Origin of the sequence: Pantoea trifolii (genome assembly GCF_024506435.1) — a bacterium.
Lineage (GTDB): Bacteria > Pseudomonadota > Gammaproteobacteria > Enterobacterales > Enterobacteriaceae > Pantoea > Pantoea trifolii.
On the sequence record NZ_JANIET010000001.1, the window covers coordinates 2,395,076 to 2,411,857 of the forward strand.

General features: G+C 55.5%; 17 protein-coding genes. 9 read left to right on the forward strand and 8 right to left on the reverse strand.

Features of this window, described 5'->3' with window-relative positions; all coding sequences use genetic code 11:
• The first annotated feature begins 4 nt into the window (after window positions 1-4).
• The 4 genes from tagH (at window position 5) to NQH49_RS11140 (ending at window position 4,336) form a co-directional block, all read left to right on the forward strand.
• Window positions 5-1,117 carry a type VI secretion system-associated FHA domain protein TagH gene (gene tagH, locus NQH49_RS11125; RefSeq protein ID WP_256696651.1) on the forward strand — a complete coding sequence of 371 codons (1,113 nt, stop codon included), beginning with the start codon at window positions 5-7 and terminating at the stop codon, window positions 1,115-1,117.
• Window positions 1,114-1,890, forward strand: a complete 777-nt coding sequence (locus NQH49_RS11130; RefSeq protein WP_256696652.1) for a PP2C family protein-serine/threonine phosphatase — start codon at window positions 1,114-1,116, stop codon at window positions 1,888-1,890. The genes tagH and NQH49_RS11130 overlap by 4 nt, the downstream gene beginning before the upstream one ends.
• Window positions 1,891-1,903: 13 nt before the next feature.
• Window positions 1,904-2,854, forward strand: coding sequence for a hypothetical protein (locus NQH49_RS11135; protein WP_256696653.1), 951 nt, complete (start codon window positions 1,904-1,906; stop codon window positions 2,852-2,854).
• A 66-nt stretch (window positions 2,855-2,920) separates the two neighbouring features.
• Window positions 2,921-4,336 carry a serine/threonine protein kinase gene (locus NQH49_RS11140; protein WP_256696654.1) on the forward strand — a complete coding sequence of 472 codons (1,416 nt, stop codon included), beginning with the start codon at window positions 2,921-2,923 and terminating at the stop codon, window positions 4,334-4,336.
• Between the two features lie 6 nt (window positions 4,337-4,342).
• Here the strand turns inward: NQH49_RS11140 and NQH49_RS11145 are convergent, their stop codons facing one another.
• The gene (locus NQH49_RS11145) at window positions 4,343-5,014 is read right to left on the reverse strand and encodes a gamma-glutamylcyclotransferase (protein WP_176971707.1); all 672 of its coding nucleotides are present in this window, start codon (window positions 5,012-5,014) and stop codon (window positions 4,343-4,345) included.
• Between the two features lie 543 nt (window positions 5,015-5,557).
• Here NQH49_RS11145 and chaA point away from each other — a divergent pair.
• Window positions 5,558-6,643: a sodium-potassium/proton antiporter ChaA gene (gene chaA, locus NQH49_RS11150; protein ID WP_256696655.1), complete on the forward strand. Its 1,086-nt coding sequence runs from the start codon at window positions 5,558-5,560 to the stop codon at window positions 6,641-6,643.
• A gap of 118 nt (window positions 6,644-6,761) precedes the next feature.
• Here the strand turns inward: chaA and kdsA are convergent, their stop codons facing one another.
• The 6 genes from kdsA to hemA are packed head-to-tail and all read right to left on the reverse strand — an operon-like array spanning window position 6,762 to window position 12,072.
• Window positions 6,762-7,616: a 3-deoxy-8-phosphooctulonate synthase gene (gene kdsA / locus NQH49_RS11155; RefSeq protein ID WP_256696656.1), complete on the reverse strand. Its 855-nt coding sequence runs from the start codon at window positions 7,614-7,616 to the stop codon at window positions 6,762-6,764.
• A 30-nt stretch (window positions 7,617-7,646) separates the two neighbouring features.
• Window positions 7,647-8,456, reverse strand: a complete 810-nt coding sequence (gene sirB1, locus NQH49_RS11160; protein ID WP_256696657.1) for an invasion regulator SirB1 — start codon at window positions 8,454-8,456, stop codon at window positions 7,647-7,649.
• The gene (locus NQH49_RS11165) at window positions 8,453-8,851 is read right to left on the reverse strand and encodes a SirB2 family protein (RefSeq protein WP_256696658.1); all 399 of its coding nucleotides are present in this window, start codon (window positions 8,849-8,851) and stop codon (window positions 8,453-8,455) included. The genes sirB1 and NQH49_RS11165 overlap by 4 nt, the downstream gene beginning before the upstream one ends.
• On the reverse strand, window positions 8,826-9,692 hold the full coding sequence (prmC, locus tag NQH49_RS11170) for a peptide chain release factor N(5)-glutamine methyltransferase (RefSeq protein WP_256696659.1): 867 nt from the start codon (window positions 9,690-9,692) through the stop codon (window positions 8,826-8,828). Before prmC ends, NQH49_RS11165 begins: the two co-directional genes overlap by 26 nt.
• Window positions 9,692-10,774 carry a peptide chain release factor 1 gene (prfA, locus tag NQH49_RS11175; RefSeq protein WP_256696660.1) on the reverse strand — a complete coding sequence of 361 codons (1,083 nt, stop codon included), beginning with the start codon at window positions 10,772-10,774 and terminating at the stop codon, window positions 9,692-9,694. The genes prmC and prfA overlap by 1 nt, the downstream gene beginning before the upstream one ends.
• Before the next feature lie 41 nt (window positions 10,775-10,815).
• Entirely contained in the window at window positions 10,816-12,072 is a 1,257-nt protein-coding gene (gene hemA, locus NQH49_RS11180) for a glutamyl-tRNA reductase (protein ID WP_061718543.1), read from the reverse strand.
• Between the two features lie 216 nt (window positions 12,073-12,288).
• Between hemA and lolB the strand changes: the two genes are divergently transcribed.
• The 4 genes from lolB to NQH49_RS11200 all read left to right on the forward strand — a co-directional run bounded on the left by lolB (window position 12,289) and on the right by NQH49_RS11200 (window position 16,254).
• A complete protein-coding gene (lolB, locus tag NQH49_RS11185; protein ID WP_101764109.1) occupies window positions 12,289-12,912 on the forward strand; it encodes a lipoprotein insertase outer membrane protein LolB in 624 nt (207 codons plus the stop codon).
• On the forward strand, window positions 12,909-13,778 hold the full coding sequence (ispE, locus tag NQH49_RS11190; protein WP_256696661.1) for a 4-(cytidine 5'-diphospho)-2-C-methyl-D-erythritol kinase: 870 nt from the start codon (window positions 12,909-12,911) through the stop codon (window positions 13,776-13,778). Before lolB ends, ispE begins: the two co-directional genes overlap by 4 nt.
• 124 nt (window positions 13,779-13,902) lie before the next feature.
• Entirely contained in the window at window positions 13,903-14,850 is a 948-nt protein-coding gene (gene prs, locus NQH49_RS11195; RefSeq protein WP_006118899.1) for a ribose-phosphate diphosphokinase, read from the forward strand.
• Window positions 14,851-15,078: 228 nt separating this feature from the next.
• Window positions 15,079-16,254: a GGDEF domain-containing protein gene (locus NQH49_RS11200; protein ID WP_256696662.1), complete on the forward strand. Its 1,176-nt coding sequence runs from the start codon at window positions 15,079-15,081 to the stop codon at window positions 16,252-16,254.
• On the opposite strand, the gene ychH is transcribed toward NQH49_RS11200, so the two are convergent.
• Entirely contained in the window at window positions 16,251-16,526 is a 276-nt protein-coding gene (ychH, locus tag NQH49_RS11205) for a stress-induced protein YchH (RefSeq protein ID WP_256696663.1), read from the reverse strand. The genes NQH49_RS11200 and ychH overlap by 4 nt on opposite strands.
• Window positions 16,527-16,782: the final 256 nt, after the last annotated feature.

Below are 16,782 nucleotides of genomic sequence, written 5' to 3' on the forward strand. Positions count from 1 at the left end.
ACTCATGCAATTTACCATTGTGCAGTGCAATACGGATGTGCCCGCCAAGACGGTAGCCTTCAAACCGCCCGGCGGCACCATCGGCCGCAGTCAGGATAACGATCTGGTGCTGCCTGACGAATCGCGCGCCATATCGCGCTTGCAGGCGCTGGTGCACCTTTCGCCAGAGGGTGAGTGTCGCCTGACCAATCAGGGTAGCGTCACGTCGGTGGTATTGAACGGCGTCGCGCTGCAACGCGGCTCGCAAGTGGCGCTGCAGGATGGCGACACGCTGCAAATTGGTGAGTACGGGCTCGAAGTGCGCGATCCCAACAATCTCAAAACCCGCCAGGACGATCCGCTGACGTTCTTTGCCGACAGCAGCGATGACCCGCTCGGCATGATGCAGGAGCCCGAGGTGATTCCCGAGCCGGTGGCGCGTCAGGAACGTCGCAACGATCCGCGTCTCGCCATCGATCCGCAAAGCGATGCGCCGACGCTGCCCGCCACCTTGCCGGGCGTCTCTCAGGACAAACTGATTGCTGCGTTGCTGGAAGGCATGGGGCTGAACAACGGCCACCAAACCACCATCACCGAAGAGCAGATGCGTGTCACTGGTCGCATGCTGAGCCTGTTTTCGCAAGGCACCGTCGCCCTGCTCTCCTCGCGCTCGATTCTCAAGCGCGGCGTGAAAGCCGACATGACGATGATCCTCAATGAGGCCAATAACCCGTTCAAAATTCTGCCGTCCGGTAAAACCGTGTTGATGCAGATGTATCAGAGCCAGATGCCGGGCTTTATGCCGCCGGAACCGGCGGTGCGTGATGCGCTGGTGGATTTGCAGGCGCATCAGCTGGGGATGATTGCCGGCATCCGCGCGATTATCGCCGCCATGCTGCAATCGTTTAACCCGCAGCGCTTAGAAGAAGAAGCGCGCAAAGATGGCGTGCTGCCCAAAATGGCGTTTAGCACCGGACGGAAAGCGGCGCTGTGGGATTACTTCTCTCGCCACTATCAGCGCACCGCTGGTGAAATTGAAGATGACTTCCACACGCTGTTCGGCGAAGCCTTCCTGCATGCCTATGATATGGAAGTGAATCAATACAAAGATTCTCAGACGCGGACCGAAGACGCATGAAGATGATGTTTGCCAGCCGCTGCCAGCAAGGCATGCGTGACGAAAATCAGGATCGTACCGGCGCCGAGCTAGACGACCAAAAAGCCTGTTTTCTGGTGTGCGACGGCGTGGCCGGTTTGCCTGGCGGTGATATGGCAGCGCAGCTGGTGCGCGATACGCTGCTAACGCAGTTACAGCACCACGACACTTTCACCCCTGAAAGCACCCGCGCCGCCATCGAACATTGCCAGCAGGTGCTGATTGAGGCACAGGGAAACAATCCGAATTTTTCCCGGATGAGTACCACGCTCGCTGCGCTGTTTATCGACCGTGAAAAACAGCTCGCATGGTGGGCGCACGCTGGCGACAGCCGGGTTTATCACTTCCGTCATGGGGTGCTAAATCAGGTGACGCGTGATCACAGTTTGGCCCAGCAGTTACGCGAAGCGGGCTATGAAAATACCGGCATTAACAGTAATTTACTCTATAATGCGCTCGGTGTTGAACCGGCCCGTCCGGCCACCTTTAGCGAGGTGATCACGCTGGCCGATGGCGATGCGTTTTTAGTTTGCAGCGATGGATTCTGGCTCAATCTCACCACCCACGAAATGGAACTGGCCCTGCGCATGGTAAATGCCTGCGAAGAGTGGCTGACTTTGATGGAACAAGCCGTTAACCGCAGTGTAAAAAGCGACAATCTCAGCGCTCTGGCAGTCTGGATTGGCGAACCGCAGGAAGCGACGCTGCTTTATTCCCAGGCTGATGCGGCACGTTTTCTGCCGTCACGTTATTGATCCAAGGATTCTTATGAAAGTGTGGTTGACGGGCTTCGCAACCCTGTTGCTGGCCGGAAATGCGCAGGCAGAAGATTATCGCGTGGTCTATTCACCGAGCCTGTCATTGGAAGTCTACATTGATGACGTGGCGAGCAAAGCGCCCAACGATTGGTGCAAAGAGACGCTGCCGCTGCGCATTGTTTCGGGCAAAAGCACCGACTCCAGCGTCCTGACCAGCTTCCTGCCGCGCGTCGGTACGCTGCTGGCCAATCAGTGTGGCTTGCTGGATGAGCTGCCGTGGCAGATGACTAACAAAGAGGGCAGCGTGCTGGCAAACGGTAGCGCGGCCAAATTACAGAACTGGCGTCCCATCGTTATAAACGATGCCACGGCCAGCGCAACGGCCAGGAATGCCGCGCCGCTCGATCTCTCGCGCCCGGCGGATAGCACGCCGCTGCAGAATTTTGCCTTGCCGGGCGGCTGCCATTTCCGTACCTGGTGGGATGATAAAGGTGAATCGCTGTTTATCCCGGATAACCCGAGTCAGCACTGCTCAACCGAAGGCTGGCTGGAAGGCCCGAGCGAAATGACGCTGATGATCGACGGTAAAACGCGCAATACGGCACTGAATTTCTATCAGGGCTACCCGATTGCAGATTTGAAACTCGGCGGCCCGCCGTTGGAAGTGGTCTCGGTGAATAACCAGCGCATGATCGTTACGCGTCCGGATGCCGATGATAGCTGGTTAGTGCTGCCGTTTGATGCACAACAGCATGTGTGGCGCTTCAGCGGCACACTTCTGGTGAAGATGGACAAAACCGCCGAACAGGACAGCGATGTGCTGAAGAAGCGGGTTGAGACGTTACGCGGCGTTTGGTCGCCGCAATTTATGCCACAGCAAAAAGTGACTGTGTTACTGATTGACACCCTGCATGCGGATCTCGCCGATCCGGCGATTGGTGCCTGGCGTAACATTAATTAATTAGCGGTCGTTGCCCGCCGTCATCCTGATGACGGGGCGCTACAGGACGTGTTCAGAGAGTTCACTATGTCGGCAAACGAAAACCATACACCTAATGCCCTGCCTGCGGGCTACCGGTTTAATGAATTTGAAATCAAGGAAGTGATTGGCGGCGGCGGCTTCGGCATTGTTTATCGTGCCTGGGATCATCAGCTGGAACGCACCATCGCCATCAAAGAGTACATGCCCGTCTCGCTGGCGGTGCGTGCGGCGGATATGTCGCTGGAACTGCGCGGAGAGCGTTTCCATAAGCTGTTTACCGCCGGTCGCAATAGCTTTATTCAGGAGGCGCGCCTGCTGGCACGCTTTAATCATCCCGGTTTGCTGCACGTCTTGCGTTTCTGGGAAGAGAACGGCACCGCCTACATGGGCACGCTCTATTACAGCGGCATGACGCTAAAAGAGTGGCAGATTACCAGTCCGGACAGCATTGATGAGAGCTGGATCCGTCGTCTGCTGCCGCCGCTGTTTGGTGCCATCGATACCATTCACGCCGCCGGTTATCTGCATCGCGATATCTCGCTGGATAACATCCAGATTCAGGAAAATCAGCTGCCGGTGCTGCTCGATTTTGGCTCGGCGCGCAAAGAGATCGGCAACCTCTCCGATGAAACCGAGATCATGCTGAAGCCCGGCTTTGCGCCGATTGAGCAATACAGCGAAGAAGGCGAGATAGAGCAAGGTCCGTGGACCGATATTTATGCGCTGGGCGCGGTGCTGCACAACCTGATCACCGGCCATGCGCCGCCGGTGAGCGTGGTGCGCTGCATTGAGGATAACTATCAGCCGTTGGTGGAGCGCAAGCCGGAAGGCTATTCGCTGCCGCTGTTGCACGCCATTGACTGCGCGTTGGCGATGAAGCCGGAAGATCGTCCGCAAAGCATTGATGCCTTTGCCAGCTTGATCGATCTGCCGGTGAGTGATGTCGAAGCGCTCTCCACCACCATTCCTGTCGTAGCTGAACAGGTTGTACCGGCGGAGCCGATGGTGGCAACGCCGGAACCGCAGGTGTTGGCGGTCAATCATGCCGCTGCCGCGGTTGAACCCTTGACGCCGCGCAACGTGCGTCGTTTGTCGCCAGGTTTAGTGGTGGCCGCCGCGATTGCGGTTTTGGCGGTTGTGGTGGTGGTGTGGAAAGCGAATCGTCACAGCGAAGTACCGCCGGTGGCCGCGAGCACCACGCCAACTGCACCTGCCGCGCCAGCCAATACTGTGGCGAGCAGCGCACCGACGGTGGCGACGGTTTATCTGCGTTTGCAGGCGGGTGAGAATGTGATGCTGAATGGCGAAGCCCGGGATGTGAAGCCCTCCAGCAGCGGGTTTGCTTCATTGAATCTGGCTGCGGGGAACTATCGCATTGAAGTGCGTAACGGCAACCAGGTGCACAGCCAATCGTTGACCATCGATAAGCCGGGAACCTGGCTGATTAATCCAGCGCAGTAATGCACATTAGCGCGCTGCTGAATGACTCTGCAGCGCTCTGACCTCTGCCGCCAGGCGCGTCAACGCCGCTTCCTGCATCCCACGTTTGCCCAGCTCCTGCTCCAGCGCATAAAGATATTGTGCGTTGGTGCCGAGCGGACCGCTGGCCTGGGCAATCAGCGGCGCGATGGTGCTGCGGCATGAGTCGGTTTCATACAGCGGATGACGCGGATCCATAATGAACACCAGCGCGGTGACGTTGCGTCCATCCTCCAGCTCCAGCTCACACCAGGTTGGCAGATAGCAACCGGTGATCATTTCACGCTTCCACAGCAGCTCCAGCTCATCATGCAGACGCGATTCCGGCAAGCGGAATGCCAATCCGCTGGTGGAACCACCCTCTTTCAGCGCCAGCATCCGGCCAGGTGCGGTGACGGTGCCGCGACCGGCGATCAGACGCAGACAAAACGCACGGTGCCAGCCCTCTAATCGGCCTGGCGCCACTTCGGCTGCTTCAAAAATCGGATTCCACATCAGCGAGCCGTAGCCAAAAATCCACACCGGGCTTTGGTCAGGACGACAGGCAAGCGTCGCTGACAGCGATGCCGCACGCTTTTCACAGCTCCAGAACAGCGCTTCATCAATATCGCCAAACGATGTTTTACAATCTGCTTTTAATAAAAATTCCCGCGTTAACACTGTGGTCTCCTCTACTTCGCTGACATCTTGCCGGTGTGGTTCCTTAAAACTGATGTCTACAGGCGACGCGCATTGCATCGTCTTAAGAGAAGACATTAATTCATTTTTAACAAAACATTCAAGATTGACCCCGATCACAAAAGGGAAATTCTGTGTAAAGAGCATCGGCTGCCTGGCGAGGAACTTCAATACTGGAAGGAAAAGTGCGAGACGGGCCAAAAAAATCCGCATAAAGTCCCACTTTTACTGGAGGAATGGATTTAAGAGAGTTAAACCTCCATAAGCCGCATTAAACAGGGCAATTATCCAGACCAATCTCATCTTTAATTTAGTGTATGACTGATGCAACATAATGAATACAGGCGTTAATCCAGCGATAACAGGCTCTTTTGCCGTGTTATACATAATAATCGCTTTTGGTAAAATCGCGTAAAGTCACAGCAGCACAGTTGTTGAAAAGTTACACTGCGTTGCGTCAGAAAACTCATTATATTTATCAGGCAATGATTGCCTGCTTTGTACTTTTTCCGGAGAGGATGGTAAATGCCTGGACATGAGAAAACCCGCCATACCGAGTACTCACTGATTTTCCCCGTTGCTGCGCTGGCGGTACTGAGCTTCTTCGGTAACCAGACAGCGCTTCTGCCGGTTATCGGCATCAATCTGCTCGCATTAGTTGCCATTCTGTTTAGCGCGTTCAGCGTGGTACGTCACGCTGACGTTCTGGCACACCGTTTGGGCGAACCTTACGGCTCGCTGATTCTCAGTCTTTCCGTCGTCATTCTCGAAGTGAGCCTGATCTCGGCGCTGATGGCCACCGGCGACGCCGCGCCCGCGCTGATGCGCGACACGCTCTACTCGATCATCATGATTGTGACCGCCGGTTTAGTGGGCTTTGCCCTGCTGCTGGGCGGGCGCAAGTTTGCCACGCAGTACGTTAATCTGGCGGGCGTTAAGCAATATATGATCGCCATTTTCCCGCTGGCGATTCTGGTGCTGGTGTTTCCCAACGCGTTACCCGGCGGCAACTTCACTACCACCCAGGCGCTGATTATCGCAGCGATTTCCGCCGCGATGTACGGCGTGTTCCTGCTGATTCAAACCAAAACGCACCAAAGCCTGTTCGTTTATGAGCATGAAGATGATGGCGACGATCCGCATCATGGCAAGCCTTCTGCGCACAGTTCAGTGTGGCACACCGTATGGCTGATCGTGCATCTGATTGCGGTTATCGCCGTGACCAAGATGAACGCCAATCCGCTGGAGAGCCTGCTGACGGAGCTGAACGCCCCAGCGCAGTTCACCGGCTTCCTGGTCGCACTGTTGATCCTGTCACCGGAAGGATTGGGTGCGATTAGAGCGGTGCTGATGAATCAGGTGCAGCGCGCAATGAATCTGTTCTTCGGTTCGGTGCTGGCGACCATTTCACTGACCGTGCCTGCGGTGACTATTATCGCTACCCTGACCGACCAGCAGTTGGTGTTTGGCCTTGAGCCGCCGCAAATGGTGATGATGAGCGCCGTGCTGATTCTGTGCCACATTTCGTTCTCAACCGGCCGCACCAACGTGTTGAACGGTGCCGCGCATCTGGCGCTGTTTGCCGGGTATTTGTTGACGATTATGCTGTAAGTGCCAGGCCGCCATGAATGGCGACCCTACGGAAATCGTGGATGTTGTAGGGTCGCCATTTATGGCGACCAGCCAATAAAAAAGGCGCCATCGGCGCCTTTTTCACATCTAAAAACAATCAGTTGCTGGTGTCCAGCGCTGGGAAGCTCTTCACCAGATCGTCGATCGCTTTCATCTGTACCAGGAACGGCTCCAGCTTATCCAGCGGCAGCGCCGATGGACCGTCGCATTTCGCGCTGTTTGGCTCTGGGTGTGCTTCGATGAACAAGCCAGCAATGCCCACCGCCATACCGGCACGCGCCAGCTCAGCCACCTGGGCACGACGGCCGCCAGAGGCAGCGCCGAACGGATCGCGCGTTTGCAGCGCGTGGGTAACGTCGAAGATCACCGGGCTATTTTGGGTAACATTCTTCATCACGTTGAAGCCAAGCATATCAACAACCAGGTTGTCATAGCCGAAGTTGCTGCCGCGATCGCACAGAATAACCTGATCGTTACCGCCTTCAACGAACTTGTCATAGATGTTGCCCATCTGACCTGGGCTCACAAACTGTGGCTTCTTCACGTTGATGACCGCGCCGGTTTTCGCCATCGCTTCCACCAGATCGGTTTGGCGGGCGAGGAAGGCCGGCAGCTGAATCACATCAACCACGTCAGCCACCGGCTGCGCCTGCGATGCTTCGTGCACGTCGGTGATGATTTTCACGCCGAAAGCCTGCTTCAGCTCCTGGAAAATCTTCATGCCCTCTTCCAGGCCTGGACCACGATAGGATTTGATTGAAGAGCGGTTGGCTTTATCAAAAGAGGCTTTGAATACGTAAGGGATGCCGAGTTTGTCGGTGACCTTAACGTAGTGTTCGCAGATGCGCATGGCGAGATCGCGCGATTCCAGCACGTTCATGCCGCCGAAGAGAACGAATGGCAGATCGTTTGCGACCTTGATATCGCCGATTTTCACTACTTTCTGTGTCATGCCCTTTCCTTTCCTTTTATCGGGTAACGCTTAGTGCAGCGTGACCTGTTTCTGTTCAATTGCGTGAATCTGCACTTTAATCATCTCGCTGACCGGATCTTCAGGACACTGTTCAACAAAATAGGTCAAATCAGTTAGCGCGATGTGTTCACACTCTAATTGCGCGTAAATCAAACCACGGTCGCGAATCTCGTAAGGATCATCAGGATCGATCTGCAGCAGCACTTTGCTGACGTTCAGCGCCAGCTCCATCTGTTTCTCTTCCATCAGCGCGGATTTCAAGGTGTCGAGCATCTTGCGCATCACGTTGATGGTTTTGGCTTCGTCGAGATCATCGTTATACAGCCTGGCGGTTGGGCTGATATTGCCTTTGAGCCACACTTCTAACGTGTGCGTATCCAGCGTTTCGCCGTTGAACGGGTTGATCAGCCACATTTCGCCATCTAACCAGTCGGCACGCAGAATCAGCTGCGTTGGGAAGATCACTGGCATCAGCGGTAATTCCAGCTCATCGGCGATGTGCAGCAGAATCACGCCCAGCGACACCGCGGTGCCCTGACGGCTCTTCAATACTTTGTCGATCCACAGCGCGTCAGAGAGATTGTAGACGCCGCTGGCGCCGCCAAATCCCCACTGACGATAGAACAGCTCCAGCAACTTACCCAGCTGCAAATCGGCGTCCTGCTCGCTGCTGATGAACTCACGGGCTTCATCGACCATTGCCGCCAACTGTTGTTGCACAGAAGGCGCAGAAAAATCATTGCGTATGGCGCATGTGGCGCCAATCACCGCTTCACTCAACGGTGTTTCACTGTAATCGAGTTGCTCTGGCGAGGTCATACAATCCCCAATAACGGCATTTTGGTCATCGCCAGCTTAATCACAAACAGCAAAGCTACGATTGCAATCAGGAAGGCGATCCAACGTGTCCCTATTTTACGTGGGCGACGGCTCAATGCCACGGAACCTAAGGCGATGTAGATAATAACCGCTAACAGCTTCTCCGTCAGCCAGCTTCCTTGCGGGGTGAACGGATAAAAGTGCGTAATCATCACCAGCAGCGCACCGCTTAACAGCAAAAAGGTGTCGTTGATGTGCGGCGCAATGCGCACCCAGCGGCGCTGCAGCATCGCCGAGCCGGTGGTTTGCCAGTAAAAGCGCAGTAAAAACAGACAAATCGTCAGCGCGACGGTCAGCAAGTGAAAATGTTTAATCAGGGGATACCAGCTCGCCATCGTTATTCCTTGTTAAAAATTGTCCTAGTGTGACGCGCGGATGACCGCCGTAATCGTCAACGGTGCTCACCGCCTGATAACCGTGCTGCGTCATGATGGCACGCACGGCTGCGCCTTGCTGCCAGCCATGTTCCAGCAGCAGCCAGCCACCCGCGTGCAGCCAGTGCGGTGCGCTATGAATGATGAAACGTAAATCGGCCAAACCCTTATCGTCTGCCACCAGCGCGCTGAGCGGCTCAAAGCGCACATCGCCCTGCTGCAGATGTTCATCGGCGGCATCGATATAGGGCGGATTGCTGACAATCAGATCAAAACGTTGGGCGGGAAGATCGCTGAACCAGTTGCTGAGGATGAAGCGGGCATTTTCAATATGCAGACGTTGCGCGTTGTCCTGCGCCAGTTCCACCGCTGCGGCAATACGATCGCAGCCAATAACCTGACAGCCTGGCCGTTCGCTGGCCAGCGCCAGCGCAATCGCGCCGGTGCCGGTGCCCAGATCAAGCAGTGAGGTTGCTGTGGCCGGCAGATGCGCCAGCGCCTGTTCCACCAGCACTTCGGTGTCCGGGCGCGGAATCAGCGTGGCATCGCTGACGCGCAACGGCAGCGACCAGAATTCACGCTCGCCAACCAGATGCGCAATCGGCTCACCGTTGACGCGGCGCGCCAGCAGCGCGTTCAGCTGTTCTTGCTGCTGTGCGTCCAGTTCGGCATCGTCAAAGGCGATCAGCCAACTGCGCGGTTTGCCCGTCACGAAACCCAGCAATATTTCCGCATCGCGCTTCGGGCTGTCGCCGCCACAGAGCGCGATTACAGCCTGCTGTAGCCAGCGACGGATGATCATTAGTCCTGTCCAGCCAGCGCGGCCAGCTGATCGGCTTGATACTCCTGCACAATCGGCTCAATCAGTGCATCCAGCTTGCCTTCCATCACCTCGTCGAGACGATAAACCGTCAGGTTGATGCGGTGATCGGTGACGCGGCCCTGCGGGAAGTTGTAGGTGCGGTTACGATCCGAACGGTCGCCGCTGCCGAGCAGGTTACGACGCGTTGAGGCTTCTGCAGCATTACGCTTCGCCGTTTCCGCCGCATGAATACGCGCGCCCAACACCGCCAACGCTTTGGCTTTGTTTTTGTGCTGTGAACGTTCGTCCTGACACTCCACCACAATGCCGGTTGGCAAGTGGGTGATACGAATCGCGGAATCGGTGGTGTTAACGTGCTGACCACCGGCTCCGGAAGAACGGAAGGTGTCGATTTTCAAATCGCCGGCGTTGATTTCCGGCATTTCCGCTTCTGGCAGCTCCGGCATCACCGCGACGGTACAAGCTGAAGTGTGAATACGGCCCTGCGATTCGGTTTCCGGCACGCGCTGGACGCGATGACCGCCGGATTCAAATTTAAAGCGGCCATACGCGCCGTCGCCGATGATGCGGGCGATCACTTCTTTATAGCCGCCGTGCTCACCTTCGTTGGCGCTGATGATCTCAACCTGCCAGCGACGCGCTTCGGCGTAACGGCTGTACATACGGAACAGATCGCCGGCAAAAATCGCCGCTTCATCACCGCCGGTACCGGCGCGCACTTCGACAAAGCACGAACGTTCATCGTCGGGATCTTTCGGCAGCAGCAGCACATGCAGCTGTTGTTCCAGCTCTTCACGCTTCTCGCGTGACAGCTTCAATTCCTCCTGCGCCATCTCGCGCATTTCCGGGTCTTCCAGCAGCATTTCGGCAGTTTCAACATCTTCCTGCACCTGCTGCCATTCGCGGAAACAACGGGTGACGTCGCTAAGCTGGGCATATTCGCGTGATAACGCACGGAAACGATCCTGATCGGCAATCACGCCGGCATCGCCCAGCAACGCTTCCACTTCCTCGTGGCGTTCCTGGAGCGCTTCCAGCTTGGCAACAATAGAGCTCTTCATGTAATAGCGGGTATCCCAGTGATAGGTCGTGACTGACCAGATTACTCTAAACCGAGGCTGTCACGTAAGATCTGCAGGCGTTCGCTGTCGCCGTCGCGCGCGGCCTGCTGCAGTGATTTGGTTGGTGCATGAATTAAACGGTTGGTCAGCTTGTGCGCCAACTCTTGCAATACTTTCTCGGCGTCAGCACCCTGCTGCAGCGCGGCCAGCGCGCGTTCCTGTAACTCGGCGCGCACCTGATCGGCCTGCGAGCGGTATTCACGGATGGTCTCAACCGCGCTTTGCGCGCGCAGCCAGGCCATAAATTCGCCGCTCTCCTGCACCACAATGCTTTCGGCCTGCACAGCGGCGGCTTTACGCTGCGCCATGTTCTGCTCGATGATCGCTTGCAGATCATCAACGCTGTAAAGATAGGCGTTCGCCAGCTTGCCCACTTCTGGCTCGACATCGCGCGGTACGGCGATATCCACCAGCAGCATCGGCTGATTGCGACGCGCTTTCAGCGCGCGCTCCACCATGCCTTTACCGATAATCGGCAGCGGGCTGGCGGTAGACGAGATAATGATGTCGGCATCGGCCAGACGCGTTTCGATATCGCCGAGGCCAATCACTTCTGCCCCCACTTCATCGGCCAGCAGCTGTGCGCGCTCGCGGGTGCGGTTGGCAATCATCAGCTTCTTGACGGAGTGTTCGCGCAGATGACGCGCCACTAACTCGATGGTTTCACCGGCGCCGACCAGCAGCACGTTAACGGTGCTGAGCGATTCAAAGATTTGACGCGCCAGGGAACAGGCGGCGAAGGCGACCGAAACGGCGCTGGCGCCAATCTCGGTTTCAGTGCGTACACGCTTGGCCACCGAGAAGGTTTTCTGGAACATGCGCTCCAGTTCACTGCTCAGCGCATGATCGCGTGACGAATCAACAAAGGCTTTTTTAACCTGACCTAAAATCTGTGGTTCACCCAACACCAATGAATCCAACCCGCTTGCTACACGCATCAGATGGCTGACCGCCGCGTTATCCTGATGCCAGTAGAGGCTGTTGCGCACATCCTCTTCCCGCAGATCGTGATAGTCACACAGCCAACGCACCAGCTTCTCCTGCAGGTCGGCTTGCTGCTCTACACTGAGGTAGAGTTCCGTACGGTTGCAGGTCGAGAGGACCACGCCGCTCTGCACCATCGGCTGGGACAGCAGGCTATTCAGCGCCAGTTCCAGCGTGTCTGGTGTAAACGCCACGCGTTCGCGTAGCGCAACAGGTGCAGTTTTGTGGTTGATTCCGAGTGCAAGCAGCGTCATGTGATTCGGGTTGGGATATCCCAATAGTTGTCAGGGTTTTGTGCAGCGCATTCTACAAGATGCCACAGGTCAAGAAAAGCCATACAAAGCCTATGACTGTAATAAGATTAAACTGATCGTGCGCAATTATTGCCATAACAGCATTGACGGCTTACATGCGGATGGTTAGCGTTACCGGTTACGAAGTAAAAACGTGTCTGAGGAGATGACCACGTGATGCATTTGCCCCCGCGCAAGTTACTGCGCCTTTTACCCCTTGCCAGCGTGTTACTGGCTGCATGTACCATTAACAAACCACAAGGCCCGGGCCCAAGCACCACGTCACCGCAATGGCAGCAGCATCAACAAGCCGTGGCGAAAATCAGCCAGTATCAGACGCGCGGTGCGTTCGCGTACCTGTCGGATAAGCAAAAAGTCTATGCGCGCTTTAACTGGCAGCAAACCGCTGCCGATCGCTATCGTTTGCTGTTAACTAATCCGCTCGGCAGCACCGAATTGCAGCTGGATGCGCAAGGTTCCGTGGTGCAGATCGTTGATAACAAAGGTAAGCGCTACGTCAGCAACGATGCCGAGAAGATGATTTCACAGCTTACCGGCATGGATATCCCACTCGCTAATCTGCGTCAGTGGATGATGGGCTTGCCAGGCGATGCCAGCGATTATCAGCTGAACAACAATTACCAGCTGCAAAGCCTGAACTACAGCCGTAACGGTCAGCAGTGGAAAGTGAACATTTCTGATTACGACAGCAAAGTGAATCCACCGCTGCCGGCGAATCTGGAGCTGTCTGAAGGCGGCCAGCGCATCAAATTACGCATGGATAGCTGGACCACCCAATGATCACCACGTGGCCCGCGCCAGCAAAACTGAATCTGTTTTTGTATATCACTGGCCGTCGTCCTGACGGCTACCACAACCTGCAAACGCTGTTTCAATTTCTCGATTACGGTGACACGCTGGAAATCACGCCAGACAGCAGCGGCAAAATTACGCTGCTGACGCCGCTGGATGGCGTGCCGGATGAAGAGAACCTGATTGTGCGTGCCGCGCAGGCGTTAAAAACCTTCGCCGCCGCGCGAGGCACCTTGCCCACGCAAGCCGGTGCGACCATCGCGCTGGAGAAGGTTTTGCCGATGGGCGGCGGTCTCGGCGGCGGTTCTTCGGATGCAGCAACGGTGTTAGTGGCGCTGAATCATCTGTGGCAAACCGGCTTAAGCGTTGCTGAACTGGCAGCGATTGGCATCAAGCTGGGCGCGGACGTGCCGGTGTTTATTGGTGGTCACGCGGCCTTTGCTGAAGGCGTGGGTGAACTGTTGCAGCCGGCTGAACCGGCAGAAAAATGGTATCTGGTGGCGCATCCGGGCGTGAGTATCGCAACGCCGGATCTGTTCCGCGATCCCGATCTGACGCGCGATTCACCAATCCGCACATTAGATGAACTGTTACAGCGTCCTTTTCACAATGATTGTGAGGCTGTGGCAAGAAAACGTTTTCGTAAGGTTGATGAGCTGCTTTCCTGGCTGCTAGAATACGCGCCGTCGCGCCTGACTGGGACCGGAGCTTGTGTGTTTGCTGAATTTGACACCGAATCCGACGCACGTCAGGTGCTGGAGCTTGCCCCGAAATGGATTTGCGGATTTGTGGCGCGCGGGCTTAACCTCTCGCCGTTGCAGCGCACACTTTCTGGGCTAAAAGCGTCTACGTGACAGTGTCACCCGTTCCAGACACTGCACGTTGCGCATTAACACACCCGTATGAACATGCTCTTTGGTATTCGCCGGTTACTCTAGAGCCGTTCATTCTCTGGACGCCAAGCCTGAGGTTCTTCTCGTGCCTGATATGAAGCTATTTGCTGGTAACGCCACCCCGGAACTAGCACAACGTATTGCCAACCGCCTTTACACTAGCCTCGGAGACGCCGCTGTTGGCCGTTTCAGTGATGGTGAAGTAAGTGTACAGATCAACGAAAATGTACGCGGTGGTGATATTTTCATCATCCAGTCCACCTGTGCCCCCACCAACGATAATCTGATGGAGCTGGTTGTGATGGTCGACGCCTTGCGTCGGGCTTCTGCTGGTCGTATTACTGCTGTTATTCCTTACTTTGGCTATGCGCGTCAGGATCGCCGTGTGCGTTCTGCTCGTGTACCGATCACCGCCAAAGTGGTTGCCGATTTCCTTTCCAGTGTGGGCGTTGACCGTGTTCTCACCGTTGACCTGCATGCTGAACAGATTCAGGGCTTCTTTGATGTCCCGGTGGATAACGTCTTCGGCAGCCCAATCCTGCTGGAAGATATGCTGCAAATTGGCCTGGAAAATCCCATTGTGGTTTCCCCAGACATCGGTGGCGTAGTGCGTGCCCGCGCCATCGCTAAACTGCTTAACGATACCGATATGGCTATCATCGATAAACGCCGCCCGCGCGCGAACGTTTCTCAGGTGATGCACATTATTGGTGACGTTGCGGGTCGTGACTGTGTACTGGTCGACGATATGATCGACACCGGCGGTACGCTGTGCAAAGCGGCTGAAGCGCTGAAAGAGCGCGGCGCGAAACGTGTCTTCGCTTACGCCACTCACCCAATCTTCTCTGGCAACGCGGTGGAAAATCTGCGTAAGTCGGTGATTGACCAGGTGATTGTCTGCGATACCATTCCGCTGTCTGAAGAGATGAAATCTCTGCCAAACGTGCGTACTTTGACGCTGTCTGGCATGTTGGCCGAAGCGATTCGTCGTATCAGCAACGAAGAATCAATCTCCGCGATGTTTGAACATTAATTCATCGCGTGAAACCGGGCCCTGTGCCCGGTTTTTCTTTGTTCGCTGCCCTAAACCTGACTCACCGATTAAGCCACTTTCGCCGCTGATATTTGCGCGATAAATTTCGTTAAATCCCGCTATTCTCGCTGCCATCCACTCTTTTCCCGCAACTCGCATTGCCGCCCTTTAGCGCTCCAATAATTAATGGTATTTTCTCCCCCACTTTTGCCAAGAGCTCCGACCACTATGACTCTCGACATCTACACACTGTTTATTTGCGAGCTCTATGTGCTGGGGTTTTTAAGTATCATTTTGGTTTTTGCCTGGATTGGCGCGCAGTACGATCGCGTATTGGGTTGCACCACGCTGGCGCTGGTTTTAACGTTGGCCGCGGTATTCCTTAGCAGCTTACGCAGCGCGGGGTTCCAGTTTTTACCGGTGGCGGTCGGCAACATCATGCTGCTGCTGGCTTATGGCAATCTGCTTAATGCCTTCCGCATCTTCTGCGGTAAAACCATTGGGCTCAGCTGGTTAGGCGGCGGTTTATTGTGGGCTATTCTTTGTCTTTTCCCCGAGTTTTATCACAGCCAGCCGAAGCGCGTGCTGGTGGTTTGCCTGCTGTGCATCATCTATACCGGCGCGCTGATCCGCTTGCTGTGGCGCGTGCGCGCTTCGTTAACCGTCACCTTCTGGCCGGCCCAAATCCTGCTGTGGATCCATCTGCTGTTTCACGTGGCGCGCATCTTTCTTGATGATGCGGTGGCAACGCCGGTGCGCGGTGCAATTGGCGGCTCCAGCTTCTCGGTTTATGTGATTCTCGAATCGATTCTGTTTGTCATTGGCCTGAGCTTTACCATTCTGGCGATGGTGAATGAGCGCACGCAAATCGCCCACAAACTGGCATCAATGCTTGATCCGCTCACCAGCGTGTGGAATCGTCGTGCGCTGTTTGAGCAGGCAGATAAAATGGTGCTGCGCAGCGCGCGACAATCACAGCAATTTGTTTACAGCGCGGTGCTGTTCGATCTGGACCATTTCAAAAGCATCAATGACCGTTTTGGCCATCAGCAAGGCGATCAGGTATTAATCGATTTTTGTCAGGTGGTGCAGGCGTTATTGCCAGAGAGTGGACATTTTGCTCGCCTGGGCGGAGAAGAGTTTGCGGCGATTATTCCCGGCGATGCCGAGCAGGCACAGCGCGTGTGTGAACGCATCCGTTTAGCGACACAGCTGTCGCAACCAAACGACGTACGCTATACCGTCAGTATCGGCTTTGCCACCGCGCTGCGGCCTGGCGAACCTTTCCCGCCGTTGCTGGCGCTGGCCGATGAAGCTATGTATCGTGCAAAAGCCAGCGGCCGTAACCGCATCGAATGTTATCTCGCGCAGTTACAGCCGCTGCAGCAAACCGTACTCACTTAATGTGATGAGTGATTGCGACGGCAGCGCTTATCGCCGTAATGACGCAACCAGTAATAGCGATCTTCTACGCGCTCACGTCCGCTGACGCGCGCACCGACCAGCCACAGCAAAGCGCCAACGAAGATGCTGAACATGGCACCGTGCGCGAGAAATTGTGGCAGGTTGAGTGAAGGAAGCTGATTGATAATGGAATAGCCAACGCCTAGAACCATCGTCAGTAAACCCAAACACATCAAACCGTTACCTACAACGCGGCAATTTTGACGTTTCATGATCCACCTCCATCCTTATAAAAGCAAAACAGCACGTATGGTTAACTAGCCATAAGCTTAGGCAATAGTTGCCGCTTAAGTTGCGTACAGGATCACATATCCTTCACAACCTTTGACAAATCTTTACCGCCAGAGCCTTGATTTCGATAGAAAATGATTAGTCACGCAGAGACATTATCTGCTGCTTGCGGCCTTTGTCATCCGTGCCGCCAGGCAGTAAACTATCGCCCTTTCCGCAGCAAGACAGGATAAACAT